Source organism: Pseudoalteromonas porphyrae (assembly GCF_001298125.1).
GTDB classification, from domain to species: Bacteria; Pseudomonadota; Gammaproteobacteria; order Enterobacterales; family Alteromonadaceae; genus Pseudoalteromonas; species Pseudoalteromonas neustonica.
The window spans coordinates 164843-189434 of record NZ_LHPH01000001.1; the positions used below are offsets into that span (position 1 = coordinate 164843).

General features: G+C 39.5%; 22 protein-coding genes. 9 read left to right on the plus strand and 13 right to left on the minus strand.

Annotated features, from left to right (window positions below; genetic code table 11):
- Positions 1-12 precede the first annotated feature (12 nt).
- Both ADS77_RS00660 and ADS77_RS00665 read right to left on the minus strand, forming a co-directional pair.
- Positions 13-2706 (minus strand): TonB-dependent receptor plug domain-containing protein, encoded by a 2694-nt coding sequence (locus ADS77_RS00660; protein WP_054452348.1) that lies wholly within the window; start codon positions 2704-2706, stop codon positions 13-15.
- Positions 2706-5513 (minus strand): cadherin-like domain-containing protein, encoded by a 2808-nt coding sequence (locus ADS77_RS00665; RefSeq protein WP_054452350.1) that lies wholly within the window; start codon positions 5511-5513, stop codon positions 2706-2708. The genes ADS77_RS00660 and ADS77_RS00665 overlap by 1 nt, the downstream gene beginning before the upstream one ends.
- A gap of 160 nt (positions 5514-5673) precedes the next feature.
- Here ADS77_RS00665 and ADS77_RS00670 point away from each other — a divergent pair, with 160 nt between their 5' ends.
- Complete coding sequence (locus ADS77_RS00670; RefSeq protein WP_054204185.1) at positions 5674-6054, plus strand: VOC family protein; 381 nt, start codon at positions 5674-5676, stop codon at positions 6052-6054.
- A gap of 107 nt (positions 6055-6161) precedes the next feature.
- A complete protein-coding gene (locus ADS77_RS00675; protein ID WP_054204070.1) occupies positions 6162-6398 on the plus strand; it encodes a hypothetical protein in 237 nt (78 codons plus the stop codon).
- Between the two features lie 24 nt (positions 6399-6422).
- Here ADS77_RS00675 and ADS77_RS00680 read toward each other — a convergent pair whose 3' ends face one another.
- The 3 genes from ADS77_RS00680 to ADS77_RS00690 all read right to left on the minus strand — a co-directional run bounded on the left by ADS77_RS00680 (position 6423) and on the right by ADS77_RS00690 (position 8069).
- Complete coding sequence (locus ADS77_RS00680) at positions 6423-7016, minus strand: DUF4202 domain-containing protein (RefSeq protein ID WP_082355571.1); 594 nt, start codon at positions 7014-7016, stop codon at positions 6423-6425.
- A 109-nt stretch (positions 7017-7125) separates the two neighbouring features.
- Positions 7126-7590 carry a mechanosensitive ion channel family protein gene (locus tag ADS77_RS00685; protein ID WP_054204068.1) on the minus strand — a complete coding sequence of 155 codons (465 nt, stop codon included), beginning with the start codon at positions 7588-7590 and terminating at the stop codon, positions 7126-7128.
- Between the two features lie 8 nt (positions 7591-7598).
- Positions 7599-8069 carry a TlpA family protein disulfide reductase gene (locus ADS77_RS00690; protein ID WP_054204067.1) on the minus strand — a complete coding sequence of 157 codons (471 nt, stop codon included), beginning with the start codon at positions 8067-8069 and terminating at the stop codon, positions 7599-7601.
- Between the two features lie 239 nt (positions 8070-8308).
- Here ADS77_RS00690 and ADS77_RS00695 point away from each other — a divergent pair, with 239 nt between their 5' ends.
- Positions 8309-8998 (plus strand): hypothetical protein, encoded by a 690-nt coding sequence (locus tag ADS77_RS00695; protein WP_054204066.1) that lies wholly within the window; start codon positions 8309-8311, stop codon positions 8996-8998.
- Between the two features lie 288 nt (positions 8999-9286).
- A complete protein-coding gene (locus ADS77_RS00700) occupies positions 9287-9775 on the plus strand; it encodes a hypothetical protein (protein ID WP_054452354.1) in 489 nt (162 codons plus the stop codon).
- On the opposite strand, the gene ADS77_RS00705 is transcribed toward ADS77_RS00700, so the two are convergent.
- Entirely contained in the window at positions 9772-10977 is a 1206-nt protein-coding gene (locus tag ADS77_RS00705) for an anhydro-N-acetylmuramic acid kinase (protein ID WP_054452356.1), read from the minus strand. The genes ADS77_RS00700 and ADS77_RS00705 overlap by 4 nt on opposite strands.
- Positions 10978-11292: 315 nt before the next feature.
- Between ADS77_RS00705 and ADS77_RS00710 the strand changes: the two genes are divergently transcribed.
- Positions 11293-14010 carry a TonB-dependent receptor domain-containing protein gene (locus ADS77_RS00710; protein ID WP_410054809.1) on the plus strand — a complete coding sequence of 906 codons (2718 nt, stop codon included), beginning with the start codon at positions 11293-11295 and terminating at the stop codon, positions 14008-14010.
- A 346-nt stretch (positions 14011-14356) separates the two neighbouring features.
- On the opposite strand, the gene ADS77_RS00715 is transcribed toward ADS77_RS00710, so the two are convergent.
- Genes ADS77_RS00715 through ADS77_RS22310 form a run of 3 tightly spaced genes read right to left on the minus strand, consistent with a single transcriptional unit; the run spans position 14357 to position 15786 of the window.
- Positions 14357-15196 carry an SMP-30/gluconolactonase/LRE family protein gene (locus tag ADS77_RS00715; protein WP_054452360.1) on the minus strand — a complete coding sequence of 280 codons (840 nt, stop codon included), beginning with the start codon at positions 15194-15196 and terminating at the stop codon, positions 14357-14359.
- A 7-nt stretch (positions 15197-15203) separates the two neighbouring features.
- Positions 15204-15617 carry a hypothetical protein gene (locus ADS77_RS00720; RefSeq protein WP_231658986.1) on the minus strand — a complete coding sequence of 138 codons (414 nt, stop codon included), beginning with the start codon at positions 15615-15617 and terminating at the stop codon, positions 15204-15206.
- 22 nt (positions 15618-15639) lie between these two features.
- Complete coding sequence (locus tag ADS77_RS22310) at positions 15640-15786, minus strand: hypothetical protein (protein ID WP_157756404.1); 147 nt, start codon at positions 15784-15786, stop codon at positions 15640-15642.
- Between the two features lie 100 nt (positions 15787-15886).
- On the opposite strand from ADS77_RS22310, the gene ADS77_RS00725 reads away from it, so the two are divergent.
- Both ADS77_RS00725 and ADS77_RS00730 read left to right on the plus strand, forming a co-directional pair.
- Positions 15887-16918 carry an NADP-dependent oxidoreductase gene (locus tag ADS77_RS00725; protein ID WP_054452362.1) on the plus strand — a complete coding sequence of 344 codons (1032 nt, stop codon included), beginning with the start codon at positions 15887-15889 and terminating at the stop codon, positions 16916-16918.
- A 44-nt stretch (positions 16919-16962) separates the two neighbouring features.
- Positions 16963-17580, plus strand: a complete 618-nt coding sequence (locus ADS77_RS00730) for a glutathione S-transferase family protein (protein ID WP_054204060.1) — start codon at positions 16963-16965, stop codon at positions 17578-17580.
- Positions 17581-17677: 97 nt separating this feature from the next.
- Here ADS77_RS00730 and ADS77_RS00735 read toward each other — a convergent pair whose 3' ends face one another.
- The 3 genes from ADS77_RS00735 to ADS77_RS00745 all read right to left on the minus strand — a co-directional run bounded on the left by ADS77_RS00735 (position 17678) and on the right by ADS77_RS00745 (position 20495).
- Positions 17678-18082, minus strand: a complete 405-nt coding sequence (locus tag ADS77_RS00735; RefSeq protein ID WP_054204059.1) for a VanZ family protein — start codon at positions 18080-18082, stop codon at positions 17678-17680.
- Positions 18083-18192: 110 nt separating this feature from the next.
- Entirely contained in the window at positions 18193-18510 is a 318-nt protein-coding gene (locus tag ADS77_RS00740; protein WP_054452364.1) for a YkgJ family cysteine cluster protein, read from the minus strand.
- Positions 18511-18557: 47 nt separating this feature from the next.
- A complete protein-coding gene (locus tag ADS77_RS00745) occupies positions 18558-20495 on the minus strand; it encodes an ATP-dependent DNA helicase RecQ (protein WP_054204057.1) in 1938 nt (645 codons plus the stop codon).
- A gap of 210 nt (positions 20496-20705) precedes the next feature.
- Here ADS77_RS00745 and ADS77_RS00750 point away from each other — a divergent pair, with 210 nt between their 5' ends.
- Together ADS77_RS00750 and ADS77_RS00755 are read left to right on the plus strand one after the other, a co-directional pair.
- Positions 20706-22010, plus strand: a complete 1305-nt coding sequence (locus ADS77_RS00750; protein ID WP_054452366.1) for an NAD(P)/FAD-dependent oxidoreductase — start codon at positions 20706-20708, stop codon at positions 22008-22010.
- Positions 22011-22289: 279 nt separating this feature from the next.
- Positions 22290-23795, plus strand: coding sequence for a T6SS phospholipase effector Tle1-like catalytic domain-containing protein (locus ADS77_RS00755; protein ID WP_054204055.1), 1506 nt, complete (start codon positions 22290-22292; stop codon positions 23793-23795).
- On the opposite strand, the gene ADS77_RS00760 is transcribed toward ADS77_RS00755, so the two are convergent.
- Entirely contained in the window at positions 23787-24569 is a 783-nt protein-coding gene (locus ADS77_RS00760; protein ID WP_054204054.1) for a substrate-binding periplasmic protein, read from the minus strand. The two genes, ADS77_RS00755 and ADS77_RS00760, sit on opposite strands and share 9 nt — an antisense overlap.
- Positions 24570-24592 lie beyond the last annotated feature (23 nt).

Sequence of the window (24592 nt, forward strand, 5' to 3'; positions counted from 1 at the left end):
AATAGTTTCCTCTTAATAATCTAAATTAATGCCTAACCAAAAGCGTCGTCCAAGTTCGACACCTGTTGTATAAGGGCTAACTTGATGCGTGCGTTTGTTTAAAATATTTTCACCTTCAAAACTTAAAGTCATCGTGTAATCACGTGCTACTACTAACGAGTATTTAACGCTACCGCTGAGTAACCAAAAACTTGGCCGTTTTTCTATTCGATACACGGGGTATTCTTTTCGGTTTGGTGCACAGCCATCGCAGATAGAGGTAGCTTCATTGACTGATTTTGTGGTGCCTGTTGCGTAAACCACATCCTGCGCACCATTAAAGCGCGCATAGACAGACAGCTGCCAATTACCAAAATCGCCACCCCAACTTAAATTAGCGATTATTGGACGGTTAAAATCTTGTTTTTCAAGCTCCATATCATGACGAGTAATTAAGTGATAAGTATCGTTCACACTTCGACTACTCAATTCATAATTATCAGATCTTAAATAAACCAGTTCATTATCGTCATACGAAAAATTTAGGAAATAATCGTTGCTGTTAATATAAGTGCGCGTTTCGCCATCGAATTGATCAGCGCTTGTGGTATTACTTGCATGTGATACATTAAATTCAATATGTTGATTATCGTATGTTGCCATCCATGAAAGGCTATAACGTTGATACTCGCTACTGCCTGAGTTAGCCCCATATAATATTGCCTCACCTAGGTCATTGGTTCCTCTAACGCGATTTATACTGTCTTGTTGATCACGATACAGCCACTTTAACTCGAGCGTTCCACCGAACAGTTGATGTCGATAAGCGGCTGTGAGTTCATCACTAAACGGGGTTTCTAAATCATTATAAACATAGCGATAACCACTGTTCGTAAGTGAAGCTTGCCATTGCTGAGGCCGATGCTGATAAATAGCCCTCACTTCACTGTGGGTTGGGAGCATCGCTTCATTTAATTTATAATTAATTGCATCACTTGCGTAATAGCGATTTGCACCAAGTACAATTTTTCCATCTCCTTCAAACAGCGAAACAGTGCCGCGTAAACGAGGTGCTAAATTATGATTAGTAAAAAAGTCATTGTAATCGTACCTAAAGCCCAATGTTAATGAGTAGTTTTGCCACTCAAGTTGATTCTCAAGATAGGCTGAAAACACGTTTACTTGCGCTTCTGCTTTAGCTTTTGGCGTTACTTGGCGACTTTGAAAATATTGCCCTGTTTGTTGAATATTACTTTGATACAGTAAAAAATCGTCATTGTTTTGCAGATCAAGTGGACGTCCTAGCTCTTTTTCTAGATCAGCGATAGATCTGTAAAGCTGTGTTTCTACGCAATCAAGCTGATACCCTGCACAATCAACCATCGGGGAAATAATTGACCCGTTATACACTATGGCATCTTCTAAACGATCAAATACAGATGTTTGCTGCTCTAGTGAATAACCTATTGAAAGCCTATAATCACCGTCCAATACTTTTGCTAAAGGGATTTCAAAATCCTGTTTAGCGCTAAGTGTTTGTTGAGTTTTCTTGATATCGCCAAAGCCACCTTCCAGACTGTTTATAGACCCATCATATTCACCCCAACTTTTACCTGCGGTATTTAACCAGGTGTACCATGCTGAATTCGCATTTTTTGAGTTTTCACTGCTGCGCCAGCTTAATTGAGAGTTAATATAGCCCCAGCTTCTATCTGCTTGCCAAGTAAGTGCCGCATTTGTGCCCCCACCTTCAATGGTATAATCGCTATTACGCGCATTAACATCAAAGTAATTTCCCTCATAAGGCGCGAATAAATAGCTCAGTGAAATATCATCATTTGCAGTTAAGGCATAATCAAATTTAATAAAACCATTGTGGTTAATTTGTTCTTGCAAGCTTAACGCACCTAATTGCTCTAAGCTTTCTTGCGATTCTAGGTATTGAAACTGTGCCACAACACCGAGCTTATCTGTAACTGGTGCTGAAATATAAGTACTAAAATCGCGTTTTTGAAACACCGCATTGTCTAAGATGTCTGAGCCATCAAAATCAGGTGAGTAATAATTATGATACTCGACCCAGTCATCAGCCGTTTGCCGATAGCTTACCCCAAACGATAACTTATCAAGCGCTTTACGAGTTTGTGCTTGTACTAAACCACCGTTAAAATTGCCGTATTTGGCAGGAATATTACTATCGTAAACCTCTATACTTTCAATTAGGTCAAGGTTCAAAAACACTTCTTGGCTATGACCTGCAACATCTTGGAGTAAATTTCTATCGGTGTTCCCTGCTACATTGTTTAAGTTTGAATTATTCGAAACACCATCAATGAGGTAAGCAGTAGCACGACCATTAGCGCCTGAAATAGACACTTCAGCGGGTTTAATATTGCTTACTTGTTCAGCCGTGTAAGCAGACTCTCCATATTGCACGCCGGGTAAAACACCTAAAAGATCATTTAAATTACCATTACCAAAACGATAATCTTTAATTAACTTACGATCTAACGTATATACACCCTGAGCCCCCATAGAGATAGGGTTTAACTTTTCTCCCTTAACCTCTATAACCTCAATATTTTTAACACAATGAGAATCTTGACCATCGCACGTTTCATAACGACTATCAGTAATTTCTTTATCATCACTTGCGGCTTGCTGTGCATAAATAGGCATCGTGAGCGCAAAGCTAACGATGCCTAGAGTAGAATTTATAAAACTCATCACTGACGTGTCTTATCTAATGGGTAAGCATCAGTTAGATCATCAACACCATCGTTATCGCTATCTAAATCAAGTTCAATTGTAGACTCTTCAATCATTTGCTCACTTGCATACGGTAAGAAGAAGTTTGCTTTACCATCGTTATCTGTATCTACGGTGGCAATGTTATCCCCCGTAAACGCATCAAACTGGCTTAGGGATTCAATCACAGAAGTCAAAATAGAGTCGTGCTCAACCACCCCAAGTGAATCTTTGTCTTTTAGCTCAATTGCACTATCAAATTGCCCAATTGCCAAGTATTGCTCAGCAAACTGTGGATAATATTGTAACTGCGTTTGTAGTGAGGCTTCATCTAAACGAGTGGTATTCCATTTCACTAAATCTGCCCATAAAGTTGCCGACTCTTCACGAAGCTGCTGATAATTATTAATTCTCCCAGCTTGTCTAAGCAATAACCTATAGTAGGATTCAAAGCGGTAATCATCTTTTGTAGTGGTTGCTTCAAAATAGTCTTGTGTCACTGAAAACTGATATTCACTGCTTACCAACGACTCTATTTCTTTAATTAGTTCTACATATTCAGTGTAATGAGTCAGCGCTGTAGCAAAGTCACCGCCGTAGGCAAAAGCAGCAGCTAGTTTACCTGTGTCTCTTAATTTTTGCGTAATTTGACTGTCATCGTATGCTGTAATAAAGCTTTGTGCTTTTTCAACTAGTGGGCTTACTAGTTCAGCTTGTCCTAATAAATAATGGTATTTAATCAAATCAATACTTGAATCAACAATGTGGTTAGCGGTTACATCTGTACCACTGACTTGCCCATATTTTTGCAATGAAATTTCGCGGCACACCGTTAAGGTTGATACGGCTTGATCGATGTACTTTTGCTCATCCGTAAAGCTAATTATTGTTGATAGCTGATTCAGTATAAGCTGACACCCCGTGACACCAGTAACAAATGCTTGTTTTGCTATATTTTGCGCTAAATATTTTTCAGAACTTAAAACGCTTAAACCCTCTGCGATGTATTTTGCTGCATCTGCATAACGCCCTTGCTCAATCAAAATTGCAGAACCACCAGGGTTAGAACTATTAAAAGACGTAATTGTTGTAAATAAATTTCTTAAATCACTCTCATCTTTTTGTGCAAGAATTAGCGCTAAACTTTCATCTGCATCTTCAATGCTGCGCACATATGCAAATAAACGTGCTTCCTCTGCATCTTCTTTAGCCCAATTATAGTGAAAACTATCTTTGTCAAACTTACTTAATAGTACTGTTTCAATATCTATTTCGGGATAAAGTGTCACCAAATGCTTGGCGTAGTCTATTAATCCAAAAGGGTACTCGGTAAGGGTAACTTGCGCATATTCATCTGCTTCTCGAGGGTATGTATTATCGTAATTAACAACGCCATTTAAAGCTAATGCGTCCGCTATTGCATTTTTTGCGTCATTTATTTCATTTAATGTTATGTAGTTTTCTACAACATTAGTTAATGCTACAAGGCGTATACTGTAATATTTTTCCCCTTCATTGCCATTTCTGTCGTTCGACACATAGCTGTAACCTATTTTATTGGCAAATGTATATAGTCTATCCGCCATATTTTTAGCATACTGAAAATCTTGCTCAGTACGGGTTTCAAGCCAAATATTTATTACATCTTCAACCGTATCTCTAAATCCAAAAAATAATCGCAGCGCTTGAGTAGTCTGTTCTTCATCAAGGGCTGAGCTTAATAAAATATCTAGAATATTATAGCTTTGTAGTGCAAGTGTTGGCTCACCCGCGTTTAGGTATGACTTAGCTAAAGAGTAGAAAAAGTCTTGGTCGTCTGCTGTAAATGCCGAAATGCCTTTGGTCGCAATATAGGCAGAGTATAAGTTACTTGCCTCTAATCTAAGCTCATTCGCTCTTTCAAGTTTACCTAATAAAGTGTATTGATTAGCAACATTAACAAGTGCTAAAGCGCGTATTTCATCACGAATAATGCTGTCTTGTGTAATTAAACGCTCTGCCTCGTTCTCTAAACCAGCTTCTGCGTACCCTATTGCCAAAGCTGAGTTTACTTCACCAATATTAATGTCATTTTGTAACGTAGTAGTAAGCTGCTCTGAGCGCTTTAAATGTGATTGTTCTGACGCGTAATAATAATAAGCACGATCTGAATTAGTCGATAAATTAGCCGATATTTCGAGTGTTTTACTTACAATACCACCGTTTCCATCATCAACAGTTAGTTCAAAGTTATCAACTGCATTGGTCAAAGCAGTCGGCGTATAGGTAATTTCACCCGTGTCTGAATTAAGCGTAAGCTCACCATTAACAGCTTGTTTTGAAATTGTATATTTAAGTGTATCTGCATCGATATCTGTAGCGGTTACCGTTCCAACTTTTGTCTCGCCGCCACTAACCTGAACTTTATCTATACTAATAACAGGGGTATCATTCACTGCTAACACGTCGATTGATACTGTTGTTGTTGCAGAGCCTTTGCCATCAGACACCATCACTTGAAACGAGTCAGCGCCGTTAAAGTTGCTATCCGGTAAATACGTCACCTCGCCGGTGCTGGTATTAACATTCACGCTACCATTACTCGCAGCATTCGCTAAAGAGTAACTAAGTTGATCATTGTCTACGTCTGTTCCATTTACCGTTAATGTCACGTTTGAATCTTCATTTAATGATGAAGAATACGTCGCCTGAGAAAATTGTGGTACGGAGTTTGACTCAGAACCTGAGCCGCCACACCCACTTAGAAGTATTGTGCTTATTGCTATAGATAAAAATTTTAATTTCATGTCAATCCCCTGTCAATTTGACGCAGATCCTAATGCAACTCATTATCATTTTCAATAGCAATTTGAGTATTAATTCTAATTTTTTATTTGCGCTCAAATAATTTATTAAAATAGCGTCAATAGGCTATGTTTAATGGATGAAGGTGATTTTAGGAATAATATGCAATTTATGACTAACGTTATCTATGTTGATAACGTGGAAGAAACATTAGATTTTTATTATCAAGCGTTTGGTTTTATTACTTTTTCATTAAGTGATAACGCTGAGTACGGTGAACTTGATACCGGCAATGTAAAAATAGCATTTGCTAATCACCCCTATGCGCAAGCTCATTTTAAACAAGGCTATATTCGCGCGCACCCAAAGCAGCCCGCATTGGGGTTTGAGCTGCGTTTTACATGTAATAATTTAAGTGAAAGCTATGATAAAGCAGTATTAGCTGGGGCTGAACCACTTTGTCCACCCTGCCAAAAAGAATCTCTCCATTATGCTTACGTGCGTGCAACTGAAGGCACTTTGATCTGTTTAGTGCAGCTTTAAGGCGTTCATCAAAACACCATTAAAGTTTAACAAAGCAGCAATATAAGCCACACGCTGCTGTCATCAAATTTCCTTATCTTAGCGGTAATTTAAATAAGGAGATGAAAATGAATACGCTACTACTTACACTAATGCTATTAAGTCCAAATGAAGCTCAATTAAATGAACAAGTAAACCTGCAAACAACGCAAGTATTAAACGCTCTACAAAAACAGACAACTATTGAACTGAAAAATCAAATTAAAGAAACACTGGAAAATATGGAATTGACCCTACCGCTGGCTGTTAATAAACTAACTGTAGCCAAACTACATACTGAAAAAAAGCAACTTAGCGAAGACTAAGTTGCTTTTTCACTCATAAGAATATTATTTTCCTGACAATGCTTTTTCAATCAATGGCACTAAAGGTTGAGGTAAAATCACATGCCCCCCGAGTACAAATTCATGTGCTTCTATAGACATTTTTTGCCACGTACGCTGCAAAATACCTATCCATTTTTGCTCGTCGTAATCTGGCTTTGTTTGTGCAAATGCCCACATGTAGTGCTCAATAAACACCAGACTGGCAATATCTTCCACTAATTGGCTATCAGGATTACGTTTGATTTGCTTTTTAGCCACCGCTTCATACACGCGCTGTTGATCAACCTCAGAGCACCCCACTTGTTGCATGAGTTCAACCACTGTTTTTGCATGAAAAACATACAATGCACTGCGCCACTGATGATAACCCTGCTTATCCATAGGAAAATCACTGCGCGGCGAACACCAACGTTTAATATGCTGAGCTCTAACGGCAATATGCATTAACGGATCAGCATCAACGTTAAAACGGTTCAACATCTGCGTCATACGCTCTGAATACAGTCGCTCTTTAGGCCAGTTTTTTCCTGCAAACTCTTCACAGTTTGGATCTTCGCTATTCGCTTCATCAATTAACGCTATCACATGTTCAAACATTCGGGTGGTCACTACGGTTAAATTTATAGACTATTTTAATCAGCTCATTAGTAATTAGCTAGTTGAAAGAACAGAAGATCTTCCATGCGGTGTAAAAATTATTAAACTGTTACGGGTTATTTATTGTGACTTTATTACTAAGAATTAATGAGTTGGGTACTAAGTGACGACAACCATCTGTTTTTAAGGTAATGTATCTGAGGTTTAAATCAACAACCACGCCTTTGCAGCTAGCGACTTCGATACTATCACCTAATTTAATAGGCCGATAAAGCACAATCATAATACCTGCGACTAAGTTAGATATTGCATCTTTAAGCGCAAATCCCAGTGCAAACCCCGTTAATCCTAATCCTGCTACTAAACCCGTCACATCAAAGTCGAGTTTTGATAAAGCCAGAACTGTACCAATAAAAATCAGAATCGCTTTTTGTGAATTTGAAATCAACCTGAAGGATTCCGCTGTATTACCATCAAAACGGCGTTCAATTTTTTTTAATGCAAAGTGAATTATCAAACTCACAAATAAAAAAACCGCGAAGACCGTTATCGCTGCAATAATTTTATCACTCATTAAGTCAGTTACTCTTCATCAAAATTTGTTAAATCGATAACAAGGGAGCTTTTAGGTTTTTCAACAACACGGCTTAGCTCTTTACCTTCTTGCATGACGATCATTGTTGCCGTGTATTTTAGTTCATGTGCCGATGCAACACCTGCAGGGTCTTTCTTGTTATACCCCACTGCAATTAGCTGCAAACTATTCACGGCCACTTTTGATTTTTCTAATAATTTGAGTAAACGAGGCACTTCACGCTGGCTATCATGACACCAAGTACCAAATAGCACCAAAATGTCTTTTCCTGCTAATTTTTGGATTAATTCGAGTTCATCTGACGTTGCTGTAAAGCGCTCATACTCTTGGCTAAACTTATTGTAATCTGCCAATAAAGTAGACGCTGAAATATCACCACTAAATGGCGCTTCATCACTGGCGCTGGCGCTCCAAGACAAACACACCAAAGTACATAACATGAGTAAATTTTTAAGCATAATTAAATTCTTTTATGAGTTAATGCGGTGACTATACCCAAACAGTAAAATAATGCGAGTGTCTAAAATAGATAGGCATCATTTATAATCAAAACCTTCAATATCAATTAACCCTTCATGCCATCCATAACCGCGGGTAAATCACAGCAATGTCGACAATAAAAGCTAAAATAAAATATTTAACTTGAAATGAACAAATTAAAATAATACATTGTCGACAATAACTTCAGGGAGATAATATGTGGTATAACTTATTTGGAACAATCAACACACTCTTTATTTTTGTTAGTCTATATGGCGTTTTTTTGCAGTTAAATAAAATTTGGGCAAGAAAAAAAGATGGAGAACCTAGTGCGACTAATGTTTTATCTCAAAACCAGTTCACAATGAGCTTTCTAGCATATTTTTCTTTTTTTATATACGGATACAGCATAGAGCCATTAAATCATTACATCGTGTGGCCAAGGCTTATTGCTTCAATATTGGTTACTTTAATATTATTTGAAATGTGGCTCGACCGAAAATCAAAAACTTCATATTTTTGCATTTTATTCATCGGATGTAGTTTTATCTTTGGCATTACAGGGTTTATTTTCAAAGACAATTTTTCTGGTCAAAGTGAAAATTTGTCTACAATCTTGATTTTGGTAATAACCTTTTTATTAGCCCAAGGCTATATCCACCAAATAAAGTTAATTATGAATACAGGAAACACTGGCGCAATCGATATCCGAATGAGTCAATTTATTTTAATGATGGACGTTTCCACTATAGCATTCGCGATATCAATGGGCATCAGTCAAGGTTGGCCTTTAATTGTACTTGCTTTAGTGAGCGGTATAACTAAAATAATTATCATGTATTTATTCAGATGGGTTCGCATTAGTCCACTAGCTGAGTTTCGCAGGGCCTACAATAAGTCACTATAGCTTTTAAGTTAAGCACTCAAGCAACCTCAAAATGGAGCGTCACTTTTAAACCAAACAACTGGACGATAGATAGGAGCCTATTCTCATATACCCTGATTAAGAAAGGTAAGATTTTGAAGATCTGAGCTTATAGTGACAGTAACTATCCCTATTTGAAGCGAGAAGTAACTAATTTTCATAAATGTACGTTTAAATAATACTGTTTTAATCAATAGTCATAATTCTGTAATTTAAATAGTGGATACTTTCTATCCGATATAATTAATCACGTACAGACGACACACATAAATGACAGCTCCCATGGTGCAACTTGCATTTGCACTGCAATCTTATGAAGATCCATTATCAGCAGCTATGGCACATACCACTGAGTATGATCCGTTAATATTGCATGCAAATTCAGATCATAAAATTAGTTTTTTATGTGTATTACCTGATGATGCCCATGAAGGTGACATAATTTCGTTAAGTGCAACACATTTAGCGGCTAGAAATGCACGCTATTTTGTGACGTATACGTTAAAACAAGCTGATTTAGAACAAGGCACAATCATTTTAGCGTTTGATAAAGTAACCTGTAGCGATGATTACGTATTACAAATGATGTTACATGGCTTACATGCAACGCTCAAAGACAGCGCTCAATTTGACGTCTCAGTGAATGCTTTTAAGTGTGGTTACGTATCTGACGATCCTACACCACTGGCACTCACTAAAAGCCTTTCGTTTCGCCAGTATCTAAGCAGCTTTAGTAGCTCATTTTTATCTTTTTTTTAATCTGCAAAACTAATTTTACCCATTGTAATATTGGGGATCCCTTGTGTTTGATTGCCAAAACGCTGTTTTTCCCCCGCAAGACACTCGTTCGCTAAAATCGCAAATAATACCGCTTCTTTTGCATCAGGGTTAATACCTAGTGCCTGAGTATTCTTGATCTCGTCAAGTTGTGGGCATAATGCCAAAATATGTTTCATGAGTAATGGGTTATGAATTCCACCGCCACTTGCGTATACCTGGACATTAATTAGGTTAACGCTACATTGATTAATGGCATTAGCGATAACCTGCGCTGAAAAACGATTTAAAGTTGCCATCACATCAAAATGGCTTAAATGCGTTGTCTCACTTGCTGCCTGTGCTGTCGCTAAATACTGTAAATTAAAGACTTCGGGCCCGGTAGTTTTGGGAAAACCCAATGCAAAAAATGTGTTTTCACATAATGCATCAAGTAATCGTTGATTAATTGAGCCTTGATTTGCGACTAACGAATCACGGTCGTAATGCAGTGGTGCAAAGAAACGCTGAATATACGCATCCATGATGGTATTACCTGGACCGATATCTGAACTAAAAACCGCCTCTGGATCTGCACTTTTAGGCAAGTATGTTAAGTTCGCAATTCCTCCCATATTAAGTAAAATGCGATTTTCTGCGGGGCTAGTAAAAAACAAATAATCACCATATACCGCCAGTGGTGCGCCTTCGCCTCCTGCTGCAATATGCTTTTGGCGAAAATCACCGATTGTAGTGATGCCTGTTGTGACTGCTAGATGGTCGCTATCTCCAATTTGCAAAGTACCATGCTTAAAATCAGCATGTTGATGCTGACTTTTAGGGCAGTGGTATATTGTTTGCCCATGACTTGCTATAACGTCTATATCCTTTGCGCCTAGCTGCCACTTAGCTAGGCATTGGTTAACTATTTTTCCATGTAAAACGCCAATCCACGGATTTAATAAAGTAACGAGTTCAAGGTCGCAGTCGCGCTTTGCGAATACGGTTTTTATTTTTTGTTTGTAATCATCATCATAATCAACTGTTTCAAAAGCAAGCAACTCAATCTGAGTATTCATTCCATTGCCTGACATTTTACATAATGCGACATCAAGCCCATCTAATGATGTTCCGCTCATCAAACCTATTATTAGTTTTTGTTGTTTTTTTGCGCTGTTATAAAGCGCTAATATGTGCTGATGCATTTTATATGCCCTTGAATATCAATATATAAATTAGAATAAATACAAACCAACCCAAGGAATACTTTATACCTTACAAGTTAAGAATGAAAGAATAATTATTGCAAACAACTATGAAATGCTTTAAAACTAGGCATTCTATCAATTGTATTAAATAAGTAACCAGTGAGAGCTGCGAATTAACAGCGTGCAACATTGAATCGTATTTTAATGCAAAGATATTTTACATGCTTAGCCAATGCATGTACTGACAACAACCCATGGTAACAACATTACATAATAACGGGAACGACAATGAAACACTGCAATAACCGCTCAATGCGCCCTCTCATGTTACTTTCACCTATTGCGCTTGCTATAGTCACAACCACTAGCCCAGCATTATTCGCTGCAGAACAAACCACTGCAAAAAAGCAGCCTGAGGTTATTACTGTTACTGGTTCGCGTATTCAGCGCACAGAGCTGGTATCAAGTAGCCCTGTTATGAGTGTTGACGAAGTACAAATTCAACTCGACCGCGCTGTTAATGTTGAAGATATAACTGCAAAACTTCCGCAAGCCGCAGCGGGTGCAAATAGCACTGGGGCAACAGTCGGTGATTCATTTGGTTCATCAACAATCGATCTTCGTGGCCTTGGGCAAAACCGAACATTAGTGTTAATTGATGGTACCCGTGCAGTTCCTTTTAGTTTTCGTAATTCGGTTGATGTAAATATTATTCCTGCTGGGCTTATCAAACGTGTTGATGTACTAACCGGTGGTGCCGCGGCTGTATATGGCGCCGATGCAGTTGCTGGCGTAGTTAACTTTGTACTTAATGATGACTTTAATGGCGCTGAGTTTTCAAGCAGTTATGAAACGGCGGATGGGGGGAATGAAAAACTCAATTTTGAAGCCATTTTTGGTGGTGATATCGCGGATGGCAACGGTCACGTTACTGGTTACTTAGGCTATTCAGAACGTAAAGAGTTACTTGCCGGTGAGCGCGATTTCGCACTAAAAAATAGCGCAACGATGATCAATAGTGGTGGTTTTTATACCGATGTAGCCTCAGGAAATAGTATCGCTATTAATGATGCAGGGCAAACAGTCGCTGAACGTCAAACCAGTGATTTCACCCGTCAACGTTACTTAACCCAACCAATGGAAAGACTTTCAGCTGGGTTGCTATTCGATGTAGATGTTGCTGATAGCGCCATTGCTTATGGCCGTGCGATGTATTCTAAAGTCACAGTGAATGGGGCTGGTGCCAGCGGCCAGACGCCTATATTTGTTAATGAACAGGTTACGCTCAGCCAAGATAATCAATATATTCCTGCAGCATTACGCCAACAATTAACATTTGATACCGAAGGTAATGCACTCGTCAATGTAGAGCGAAACTTAGGGCTCGGTGTACAGCACACTAAAGCCGTACGCGACTCTTTACAATTTCAATTAGGCTTAAAAGGCGATATTACTGATTATTTACGTTACGACATTTACGGCCAGTATGGTCAAACTGATGAAGTAGCTACGCTTTATAATAATGGCTATAAAACGGATAGTAACGGCAATAGTCGCTTTGCCAGTCTTGCTAATACTAAGGACATTTTTGATCCTAACCTTGATTTGAGCAGTTTTAGCGACCCACTTATATACACTACTCGTGAGCGCACACAAAGTGTATTTTCTGCAACACTATCAGGGGATTCAAGCCCTTTATTTGAACTACCAGCAGGCTATGTTGATTTTGCAATTGGCTACGAATACCGTAAAGAAACCGGTAAACAAACCCCAGGGGATGCGTTTAGAAACCGTACTAGCTTTGCCGCTGTAAGCGCCTTCGATATGGATGCCAGTTTTAGCAGTGAAGAATTTTATGCTGAAATTTTAGTGCCTATTTTAGCTGATATGCCCTTTGTAAAAGAATTAAGTTTTGAAGGTGCTTATCGTATTTCTGATTACTCAAATACCGAAGCAGAAGACACCTACAAACTCGGTATTAATTGGGCAATCAACGACGATATTCGTATTAGAGCAAACAAACTCACAGCCTTTAGGGCACCAAATTTAGGTGAGTTTGCCAGCCCAATCACTGCGCTTTCACTGGCCTTATTTGATCAAAATAGTGATCAATTTGTTCCGCGTTTGGCTGGCCGCTACGATGGCGATCCTTGCTTACTAGGCACCGGTGACGCTACGCAATGCGCCGCTTTTGGCGCGCCAGCAGCAGGCTCTGTGTTTGATACCAGCCAAGCCGCTTATACTTACGGTGGTAACCCTGATATAAAACCTGAACAAGCCGAATCAGATACCTTAGGCGTTGTATTCACCCCGAGTTATATTGAGGGCTTTGATCTGTCATTAGATTATTACAGCATAAGAGTAACCGATGCAGTAAGCCAAATTCAGCCAGGTGCTGCGCTACAAAGCTGCTATATTGATAATCCAAACCCAAATAACCCACTGTGTAATGCCGTGCTTCGCGACCCTAATACCGGGTTTATTAGCACTGCGATCGTGAATGACTTTAACCTTGCCGCTATTGAACAAACGGGCTTTGATCTTGCGGCTAACTACGTGTTTGATGCACCGATGGACTTAGGTGGGCGTTTTCGATTTTCTTATCAAGGTAATTTTATTACCGAGCAGACTCGCCAAAATAACAGCACAGTAGCTGAAGTTGACTGTAAAGGTACGTATGGGAGTGCCTGCTCAGGCGACTTTGCCAGTATTTTACAAGCTGACTATAAGCACAGAGCAACATTTGACTGGCAACTTGATACTATGAATTTTCAGTTAGGCTGGCGCAGAATTGGAGAAGTAGACTACGCTGTAGATAGATCAGAAACAATTTCAGCACAAAATTACATGGATTTTGCTGCGTCGTGGCAAGCAACTGACGATATTGCCGTTAACTTTGGTATAGATAACTTGTTTGACAAAGCACCACCAACACCGGAGGTGGGCGCAAACCATTTTAATACTGTCAGCGATTACAGTGTAATTGGCCGTACAGTGGGTATTGCAGTTCGTTACTCACCACATTTTTAGTTAATCCAAAATTGCGACAGCAACACAGGATTAAACTCTAAAAGCGCACCCTGCCCGGTGCGCTTTTATTTCTATTAAGCTACTCATAGTAAAGTGGGTTTTAAGTGAATTATTCACAAAGAGGTTATGAAACGCTGCGCTGAAGAGGTAAATACGCTAGGTTCTAGAATTGTTCCGCAGTACGTCGCGCGAAACACGCAGCATTTTTGGTTTCTCATTTACTCTCATTCACTTCTCTTTGTGCAAATAGGTTTTATAGTTTGGGTTCAGCCCAAAATACCTCACCACAGAGCTGACTGAGAAAATAGTAATCGCAGCTAAGATCAATAAATGTCACCCAGCTTTGCTATAAAGCTAGCACTTCTATCGCGCCGCGTTTTTGCATTGTTACATAAAGCTTTGTTTGCTCTTCATTAAACGCAACGTTCGTTGGGTGCTGGCCTTTTAATGTGTATGTGTGGAGCACCTTGCCAGCTGGGCTTATTTTTAATATAACTCCTGCACCATAACGTGCTACAAATATATTCCCTTGATTATCAACCCGCATACCATCCATACCATGCTCGTCAAAACTGATCAGTAACTGTTTATTGCTGATATTTAAATCACTATCAAGGTCATATTGCCAAATATTGCGCTGTACGCTTTCGTTCACATAAAGTTTAGTATTGTCGTTATTGACCGCTACGCCGTTGGTAGTGCCCATTTTATTTTCAAGCAATACTGTTTGGCCGTCGGCATTTATTCGCCATAATTGCCCTGAACTATTTGCCCAATTAGGGTCGCTGGCAAACAGTGCACCGCGTTTTGTTATGGCTATATCATTAGGCTGGTTCATAGCGCTGTTGTGCGCAAATACACTAATTTGTTTCGTGTCTGCAGCTACTTTTAGCACATTATGATTTACGTAATCAGCAACATATAAATTACCTTGTGCATCAAATTGTAAACCATTACCAACGCTGTCATTAGGTAGCTTAACAAATAACTGTGTGTTGCCTGCGTTATCTACTTTGCCTATAGTCCCTTGCTGCGCAAAATTTACAGCGTATAAATGGTTTTTATAAAAGGCTGGTCCTTCAACACCTTGAGTGAAGGTGTTGTCGGTCACAAGATCGGTGCTTTGCTCAGCCAAAACGTAAGTACAACTTAATGCACATAAAAGTACAGGGAAACTATATTTCATGTCTTTCCTAATTAAAATTTTTGCTAGTGTAAATGGCTAAAATTGGATAGTCGGCTTCACCGAATGAGACTGTCACAGAGCGTAGTTCGCCATCATCGAGTTTAATCCCGTCAGTTAACGACGAGGGTCCTTTACGTGAGCCATCAGCAAATAATGCCATTAAGTGCGATCCTTCTAGAATACGCGAACCCGACGCATCATTGCGCACAGTAATAACAGCCAAGCGTTTCCCCGCTTCGCTACTCATAAAAACAGAGTTAACTACACTAAAGTCACTATTTTTTGGCTTAATGCGAGCATCGTTCTCAAAGGCAAACTGCATTCCTTGTAGCCCAACTTGATCGACAGATAAAACATCGTTCGCCGCCGCAGAGATAGGTAGTAATAGACTACATAAAAACAATAAATGCATGTTTTTCATTTCAATCCTTTGTTCTTTACGTTTATTCTTTAACCACCGTTTTTAACATACCTAGTCCCTTTTTTCGAGCTAAATCTGTAGTAAAGCCCACTATTGCAGATATGCAAAAATCATTACCTGTACAGAGATAAACATACCATTGAATTTGTACACCGCGCCCTAACTTCATATCTAAACCTGCTGATTTACTGCTAACAACGTGAATGACTGAGCATTTAGATTTACAGTTTTTACGAATAGCATTTCTTTATAGAACATGGAGCCTTTTTATGCAATCAATTGAAAATAGACAATTCACACTCGCATCTCGCCCACACGGCGCGCCTACCGATGAAAATTTCACGTTAAAAACAGTACAATTACCTGCACTTGAACAAGGTGACGTGTTGCTACGCACTATTTATTTATCGCTAGACCCTTACATGCGCGGCCGTATGAGTGATGCTAAATCATATGCTGAGCCTGTTGCGATTGGTGAAGTAATGGTCGGTGCGACTGTCTGCCAAGTTGAACAATCAAAAAATGATCAATTTACGCAAGGCGAATGGGTATTGGCCTACACCGGCTGGCAAGAATACGCGATAGTAAAAGGTGACGGTTTAATGTCGTTGGGCCATGCCCCTAGCAAACCATCTTATGCGTTAGGTATTATGGGTATGCCAGGCTTTACAGCTTACATGGGATTATTGGATATAGGTGCCCCTCAAGAAGGTGAAACCGTTGTTGTTGCTGCTGCAACAGGACCCGTTGGCGCAACGGTAGGCCAAATAGCGAAACTTAAAGGCTGTAAAGTAGTCGGTGTAGCAGGTGGCAGTGATAAGTGCCAATACGCTGTTGATAAACTTGGCTTTGATACCTGCATAGACCACCGAGCTGATGATTTTGCAGAGCAGTTAAACAAGGCGTGCGACAAAGGTATTGATGTTTATTATGAAAATGTGGGCGGAAAAGTATTTGACGCCGTACTACATTTACTTAATACCGCGGCCCGCATTCCTTTATGCGGACTAGTTTCACAATATAACGCCACCGAGCTACCACAAGGCCCCGATCGCTTAGGCATGTTGATGGGGCAATTACTCACTAAACGTATAAAAATGCAGGGCTTTATTATTTTTGATGATTATGGCCACCGTTATGATGAGTTTGCAGCTGATATGCAAACGTGGCTCAGTGAAGGAAAAATTCACTATCGCGAGCACCTCGTTGATGGGTTTGAAAATACCCTCAATGCATTTAACGATATGATCTCAGGTAAGAACTTTGGTAAAACTGTAGTTCAAGTAAATCAACCGCTTTAATATTATTTGCGCAGCAATTAATTGCTGCATGCTTAAGGACACACATGATTAAATTACATCACTTAAATAAATCACGTTCAAAACGTATTATTTGGTTACTAGAAGAGCTAAATCTGGATTACGAGATTGTTGCATATCAACGTAACAGTGACACTTTTTTAGCCCCTGATGAGCTTAAAAACATTCATCAACTTGGTAAATCACCTGTAATCGAAGACGAGGGTTTAATTGTTACTGAGTCAGGTGCAATAACCGATTACTTGATCACAAAATACGGTAACGGTGCATTAGCACCAAAAGCGGGCACAAATGAATATGTAGATTACCAACAGTGGCTGCATTTTGCAGAAAGCTCTGCAATCTTACCGCTGCTCTTAAAAATGTTTGTACTAAAAGATGGCGCTAAAACGCAATTTTTAGAAGGCTACGCAGACGCTGAATCAGCAAAAGTGATCAGCTACTTTAACGACCGCCTTGAAGGTAAACGCTACTTAGTAGGCGACACTCTCACCGGTGCAGATATTATGATGTCGTTTATTGTCGAGATTGTTAAAAATACAGGTCAATTAGCACATTTCCAAAATCTTGTACGTTATGATGAGCAACTACAAAGCCATGAAAAATGGCACACATCACAAGAACTCGAAGCTAAATACGATTAAAGCGTAATAGCTAATTATTTGCCAGTAAAGGGGTGTAAAGCCCCTTTACGTTTTATTTAGTCATTAACGTTATGTGAGCTTTTATACCCAAGCCACCTCAAGATGCAGAATTCGCATCTTGAGGTGGTTTGGGTATACTTATAAGCTTGGTGAGCAAACTAAAAGTTATAATACCTAAAATATCCGCAAGTAAATCAAACGCATCTAATGTTCTATTAGGTATGTAGTACTGACTTAACTCCTCCACAAGAGCAAGTAAAAATACCACCGTAGAGCCAACATATATATTGCATGAAATGAGTGAATATGACTTTAGTTTAAAGACAAAGTTAATGCCTAAGGTGAGCAGACCAAATAGACAAAAATGTCCGACTTTATCGCCGTAGGGAATGCTTCTGACAAGTTCAAAAAAAATGCTATTTTGTCCTGTGTTGGCTAAATATATTACCCACGCAATAAACCCGAGAAAGGCAACTGACAAACTAGAGATTAACTTATGCATAAATCGTTTTTAATATATCGTTATCGTTCAACAAACAATAACGGAGTAACATTTTAAATTCAATAACCTAGCCTAAATCGAGTGACTATTTTTATTAACACGTTAGCTTATTATATACCCGCTAACTCGCGTTCGGTAATACATTCGCCAGAGGCCATTTCAAACTCACGACACACCAGTGGTCGGTTTTCATAGATTGAGCACATTAAGGTGTTGCGATCGAGAGCTTGGCACCAGCCATCATCGGCGCGTTTCATCACTTCGCTGCCCCATTTATCATATTCAATATAATGAAATGGCACACCGGTGTCGGTCACTATACGTACCTCTAACTGACAACAACATGCTTGGCAATTAGCGCATGTAACAGGCTCTGGTGTGTTAGTAACTGTTTCGATTGGGGTAATAGGGATGACGGTTTGAGGCATAGCGGCTTACTAAAATAACGTTAGCCGCTTAGGATACACGAGCAAAACTAACGTGCCAGTAGTTTCGCTTTTATTTCACTGTAGCGTTGCTGCTCGCACAATCCAAAACCACTCAGTTGCCGTACTTTATTACGGGCAAATAATGGCACGCTCATACCCGCTAAAAAACGACATTGGGTTTCTATACCGATATTGTTAAAACCTTTTGCGGCCAAGTGGCTCAATAATTCATCCGTTCTTTGATAAATCACATCATCTGCAACATTGGTAGGTGTAATAGAGTATTCAAGCGTGACTGCTTGCCCACGACACACCGAGCAATGCCCGCATTGCTCGGGCGCTTTGTTGTCATCAAAATAGCGAGCCAAGTTATAACTTAAGCAGCTTTTTAGCTCAAAAAAGCGAATAAGTGCCGCTATACGCTTGATCTCTGCTTGCTCCTTATCAACAAAGTAATTATGCAATTGCTGAGCAAGCTCAGGATTATTAATTACCTCTGTATGCACTTGATACACCTGAGTAATGCGTTTGGTTTCAAGCGCGATTAAGTTTTTCTCTGCTAAATAATCAAGCGCCGCAACCACCCGTTTTCTATCAACTTGAGCGGCTTGAGTGAGCGTATCAAAATTAAGTGCGCCCCAGACTTTCTTAAACTGGGTGTGGCTGAATATTAAGTTTAAAAATGCTTGTCGTGTCGCATCAAAGTGACCAAGTAGCTGCGCTTTATCAACCAAAAATTTATATTTAAAATCGGCGTAATATGCGTAAAGTGGCGTAATAGCACCTTGCATTTCAAGTTGAACGAGCAGTGTTTTAAGTGCAAGTTGACGAATATTACTGTCGCTAGATAGGCTATATTCTTGCATTTCCCAACGCTGTTGCTGATCTAAATGTTGGCGAATATCATTAATAACATGCTCTATACCACTAAGCTCTGGCGTATCGCCATAAACAAAGTTTTCAACCGTGTTTAAACCATCTAAATTAGCCAGCGTAAAGCACTGCGATGGTTGTCCATCACGCCCTGCCCGGCCTATTTCTTGGCTGTAGTTTTCTATCGACTTTGGTAAATCATAGTGAATAACAAAACGAATGTCTGATTTATCAATGCCCATACCAAAAGCAATAGTGGCAACAACGACATTGATTTTACCGGCCATAAAATCATCTTGAATACCATAACGTAGCGTATCTTCAAGCCCTGCATGATAAGCGACAGCGTGTAAGCCTTGGCGGCTAAGCTCTGCAGCAACTTGCTCAGCGCTGTGTTGTAGCGTCACATAAACAATACCTGGGCCTTGTTGATCGCGGACAATATTAGCAAGTGTACTGGCTTTATCAGCCGTTTTAACACTCAGTACCGATAAATCTAAATTAGCGCGATAAAACCCCGTTTGCACAATACATTCTGGGGCTATTGCAAAACGTTCGCTCATATCGCGTTTTACTTTTTTAGTGGCCGTTGCTGTTAACAATAGCACTAAAGGAATATTCAGCTCTTCACGGTAACGTGGTAGTTTTAAATAATCAGGCCTGAAGTTATGGCCCCATTCAGAGATGCAGTGAGCCTCATCAACAACCAACATTGAAATAGCAACTTGATTAATAAATTCCCTAAAACGCTCATTCTTAAAACGCTCTACAGACACCATCAGTATTTTAACTTTTCCCGCGCGTACATCACTCATCACGGTGTGGCTTTGCTCACTGGTTTGGCTGGAATCTAAGCTTGCTGCATAAATACCTTTACTGTTTAAAAAACTAATTTGATCTTTCATCAAGGCCAATAATGGCGACACAACCAAAGTGAGATTGGGTAAATGTAATGCGGTTAATTGATAGCACAACGACTTACCAGAACCTGTTGGAAAAATAGCCAGTGAAGATTGCTGATTGAGGAGTTGCTCAATCGTTTGCTGCTGTCCTGAGCGAAACTGATTAAAACCAAAGTGTTGCTCAAGCGAAGTAATTAGCGAAGCCGTCATGTTATTCCTTTGTAGTAAATTCCCTAATAAAGGAAATAATAGCCGTAAATTTAACAAACTGCCATGTTACCTTTTTTGTGGCTTGATTTCTTTGCCTTTTTTACTGACAAATATATTTAAAAGGCGCACAATTAGCCTGTTGCCAAGGTATAGCCATACCTAAGTAGTTTACCCAGACTATTTAAGTATAATTCTTTTGAGGGCAACGTAATGATAACCACACATCCTAAAATAGTGATCATCGGTGGCGGCGCAGGTGGCTTAGAACTGGCAACACAATTAGGGCATAAATTAGGAAAGAGAAAACACGCAGATATTTTACTCATTGATAAAAACCGCACTCATATTTGGAAGCCGTTACTTCACGAAGTAGCAACAGGCTCTATTGATGCCGATTTAGACGGCGTTGTTTACTCAGCGCATGCAGCTAAACACCACTACAATTTTCAACTTGGCACCTTTTGCAACCTCGATAATACGCAAAAAACTATTACTCTGAGCCCATTAAATGATGAGCTTGGTCATCAAATACTTCCCCAGCGCATAGTGCATTATGACTACCTAGTGATCGCCATTGGCAGCGTAAGTAACAACTTCAACACGCCAGGTATTAAAGAGCACTGCTTTTATCTTGATTCAAACCAACAAGCTGAACGCTTTCAACATGCATTACTGGATAACTTTACTCGCTTACACCAAGACGACGACCCACAACATGCTTTAAATATTGCCATTGTTGGTGGTGGTGCTACGGGGGTTGAGTTAAGTGCTGAGCTTTACCATGTCTCTGATTTATTAAAAATCTATGGCTTGACGAATATGTCGGCTAAACGTTTGCATATTCATTTAATTGAAGCGGGACCACGTATTCTGCCCGCATTATCCGAGCGTATTGCCAGCGCAGCTAAGCGAGAGCTATTAAAGCTCGGTGTAACGGTGCGCGAAAATACGCAAGTTAAGCAAGCAATTGAGCATGGTTTTATTACCCAAGATGATGAACAGATTAATGCTGATATCATGCTCTGGGCCGCAGGTGTAAAAGCACCTGACTTTGTTAAAGAGATCGACATTTTTGAGCTAACCCGCAATAATCAAATTAAAGTGAACGATTATCTACAAAGTAACAATGATGAATTTATCTATGTGTTAGGTGACTGTTGTGCATTTACACAACCTGATGGGAGCTTAGTCCCACCACGTGCGCAATCTGCTCATCAAATGGCGCAATGTATTGAAAAAAACCTTATTGCAACTTTGCGCCAGCAGCCATTAAATAGTTTTAAATACAGCGATCATGGCTCGTTGGTTAACCTATCTCGCTACAGCACAGTAGGCAGTTTAATGGGTAATCTCACCAGTAACAGCTTTTTTATCGAAGGTAAAATAGCCCGTTTTATGTATATTTCACTGTACCGAATGCACCAACGCGCGATTCATGGCAGCGCGAAAACATTTGCACTGTGGATAAGCGAAAAAGTGCTGAGAGTTGTTCGTCCAAAAATGAAGTTGCACTAAAGTTAACCCGGTGAACTTTAATGTTCACCGGGTTATCATACTAATCTGCATAAATATTTGAACAATTTAACGAATTAAATTGACCCCATATCTACGCGGATTGGTATCACTGTATACTTTCGATCGTGATTTTTTATTTTGCATATCTGCGAAAGCGCCTTGTTATTACAAGCGGTGTCTTTAGCTAAAGTTGTTAGACAAAATAATTTAGCAATAACTGTCTTCAATTTTTAATATTTGCTGTGTAAAGTAAGATAAACCACATAAAGGAATGATGCTATGGCGCCCAAAACGCTGATTTTCAATTTTGATGGCACGGGAAGTGAGCCTCGTGATGCAGAGCAATTTAGCTCTGATCACTTTAAAGAAGATGCCAGCATTTCTAATATCCTCAAACTGCATTTATTGTTAGGCGGTACGCTAAACACTGAAAAAGCGGTGAAATTCGAATCACAACATAGTTTTTATTATCAAGGCATTGGCACTAAAGGCAGCAGGCTAAAGCGCGTTCTAAACCAAACATTTGCCCCGCGAGATGACGATGTAGCCAGTATTTTAAATCATGCGATAAGCGATTTTAAAAAATATTATGTTGGCGGTGACACCGTTTTATTAACTGGTTTTAGTCGTGGCGCCGCCTTAGCTCGGCGCTTTGCTAAATGCTTAGAAGCTTTGATCACACATCATGTTTATTTATGTGTATTTGATACTGTTGCTTCCATTGGGTTATCTAAAGTCACCAAAGCAACACGAGGTGCTGAACACGTTATTTTTGAAAACCACACCTTAGCAAATAATATTACGCAAGCACTGCATTGTGTTGCGCTGGACGAGAAACGTCGTGCTTTTGAGCCCACTTTAATCAATCATCAGCAAAACGTACAAGAAGTGTGGTTTGCAGGTGCGCATTCTGATATTGGCGGCGGCTATTATCGTGATGGATTGGCTGATATTTGTTTGCGCTTTGCGATAGAGTGGCTCTTAGAACAACCCCTTTCATTGCATTTTTTAACCAGCCAAGCTATTGACTACCAATCATTATTTGCCCAAGGTCAACATGCCTTAATTGCTCAAGATGACATGACTGTTACCCCAGACCCTTTTGCATTAAGCCACCAGCAAAATTACTTTTGGTTTAACCCCTTCTTTAAATTAGTTGATCGTGAATGCATAGTGCTGGTAAACGATGAAAAAAGTGAATTATTACCTCATGTTCATCATAGTGTTGCTAAACGTATTCATCATTTAACTAGCTATCGCCCTGAGTCACTCAAAAGCTTACCGTATCAATTGCTATATGCAGATCAACGCACACTTAACTTTATTGGTTTCAGGGATCATATTGCACTGGTTAATCAAAATATGACGGTACTACAAATAGGTCAACACCTTGATGTGATGATTTATGCCGCAGAGCAATATAACGCCACAGGGCTAATGCTCGAACAAGGTGCAACTTATCGTTTTCAAGCCTACCCTGAGCAACAATGGTATGACGACGGCATTAAGTGTGGCCCCCAAGGCTGGCATCGAGATGGTGTTAGATTAGGTGTAAAAGAAATATCGATGGCGATATTAGAACCATTTCGTCGCTTAGCGAGTGCACAATGGTTTGCATTAATTGGCGCGATTAATTATACAGATGATGATGTGTTTGAAATATCCGCAGGCGGCGAATTTAAAATGACTAAATCAGGCGAGTTCACGCCATTTGCAAATGATTTAATGCGCTTTTATGGTGCTAATGCGGGGCATATTAGGCTTAATGTGACGCGCTTAGGTTGAGTTACCCAAAAATGGTCTTGATTGGGTATAACTCTCGATAATTTGCTTTATTGCTGCTTGGTTATTGCTGATAGCAATATTTATTTTTTTTAGCTCAAGATGAGACAGGCTTTTACGACTTAACATAAAATGTATGGGATTATCATGCACAACGTGAGGGTGAAGTGTCACACCCGCTATTTTCTCTTGTTTAATTAAATACAGACCAGAGGTCTCATCATCAATCATAAAATCAACTCTTTTTGCTTTGAGCATATAAAGGCGTTGTTTAATCATTGGCACGCGCACTATCAACTCTTTAAACTGCTCCTGACTGCTGAGTGATTCAAACTCTTTCCCGTAATACCCTCCGTTGTTTACCACGAAGGTTTGTCGTAAACTCATTAAGCTCTGTAGGTTGTGATTAAATAACTTAGCGTCTTCATACCAAAAAAGACGCATCCTTTCACGCCTATAAGGAATAGAAAAATAACTATATTGTGCCCTTTGATGACTAAAGCTTGCTGCAGGTACTAAATCGACATGCCCTTTTTTCAATTCTACCAACCCTCGAATTGAAGAGGGTAGAACTACGAATTCACTGCAAAACCCCGCTTTATTTAATATAAGACGAGTTACTTCAATATCTATTCCTGATAACGTTTGCTCTCCTTCAAAGTAAAATGGCGGCCAAGGTTGCCCTAACCCTATTTTCATAGTTCTTTCACATGCAATACTGACTTGCGCAATCAAAGCGAACAGAATAAAAATATATTTGATAGGTGGCATACTCATTTTAAAACTCTTTAACTATTAGT

Coding starts and splice junctions, on each gene's coding strand:
- ADS77_RS00660 (WP_054452348.1), bottom strand. CDS start 2,706: ATGAGTTTTATAAATTCTACTCTAGGCATCGTTAGCTTTGCGCTCACG.
- ADS77_RS00665 (WP_054452350.1), bottom strand. CDS start 5,513: ATGAAATTAAAATTTTTATCTATAGCAATAAGCACAATACTTCTAAGT.
- ADS77_RS00670 (WP_054204185.1), top strand. CDS start 5,674: ATGCAATTTATGACTAACGTTATCTATGTTGATAACGTGGAAGAAACA.
- ADS77_RS00675 (WP_054204070.1), top strand. CDS start 6,162: ATGAATACGCTACTACTTACACTAATGCTATTAAGTCCAAATGAAGCT.
- ADS77_RS00680 (WP_082355571.1), bottom strand. CDS start 7,016: ATGTTTGAACATGTGATAGCGTTAATTGATGAAGCGAATAGCGAAGAT.
- ADS77_RS00685 (WP_054204068.1), bottom strand. CDS start 7,590: ATGAGTGATAAAATTATTGCAGCGATAACGGTCTTCGCGGTTTTTTTA.
- ADS77_RS00690 (WP_054204067.1), bottom strand. CDS start 8,069: ATGCTTAAAAATTTACTCATGTTATGTACTTTGGTGTGTTTGTCTTGG.
- ADS77_RS00695 (WP_054204066.1), top strand. CDS start 8,309: ATGTGGTATAACTTATTTGGAACAATCAACACACTCTTTATTTTTGTT.
- ADS77_RS00700 (WP_054452354.1), top strand. CDS start 9,287: ATGACAGCTCCCATGGTGCAACTTGCATTTGCACTGCAATCTTATGAA.
- ADS77_RS00705 (WP_054452356.1), bottom strand. CDS start 10,977: ATGCATCAGCACATATTAGCGCTTTATAACAGCGCAAAAAAACAACAA.
- ADS77_RS00710 (WP_410054809.1), top strand. CDS start 11,293: ATGCGCCCTCTCATGTTACTTTCACCTATTGCGCTTGCTATAGTCACA.
- ADS77_RS00715 (WP_054452360.1), bottom strand. CDS start 15,196: ATGAAATATAGTTTCCCTGTACTTTTATGTGCATTAAGTTGTACTTAC.
- ADS77_RS00720 (WP_231658986.1), bottom strand. CDS start 15,617: ATGAAAAACATGCATTTATTGTTTTTATGTAGTCTATTACTACCTATC.
- ADS77_RS22310 (WP_157756404.1), bottom strand. CDS start 15,786: ATGAAGTTAGGGCGCGGTGTACAAATTCAATGGTATGTTTATCTCTGT.
- ADS77_RS00725 (WP_054452362.1), top strand. CDS start 15,887: ATGCAATCAATTGAAAATAGACAATTCACACTCGCATCTCGCCCACAC.
- ADS77_RS00730 (WP_054204060.1), top strand. CDS start 16,963: ATGATTAAATTACATCACTTAAATAAATCACGTTCAAAACGTATTATT.
- ADS77_RS00735 (WP_054204059.1), bottom strand. CDS start 18,082: ATGCATAAGTTAATCTCTAGTTTGTCAGTTGCCTTTCTCGGGTTTATT.
- ADS77_RS00740 (WP_054452364.1), bottom strand. CDS start 18,510: ATGCCTCAAACCGTCATCCCTATTACCCCAATCGAAACAGTTACTAAC.
- ADS77_RS00745 (WP_054204057.1), bottom strand. CDS start 20,495: ATGACGGCTTCGCTAATTACTTCGCTTGAGCAACACTTTGGTTTTAAT.
- ADS77_RS00750 (WP_054452366.1), top strand. CDS start 20,706: ATGATAACCACACATCCTAAAATAGTGATCATCGGTGGCGGCGCAGGT.
- ADS77_RS00755 (WP_054204055.1), top strand. CDS start 22,290: ATGGCGCCCAAAACGCTGATTTTCAATTTTGATGGCACGGGAAGTGAG.
- ADS77_RS00760 (WP_054204054.1), bottom strand. CDS start 24,569: ATGAGTATGCCACCTATCAAATATATTTTTATTCTGTTCGCTTTGATT.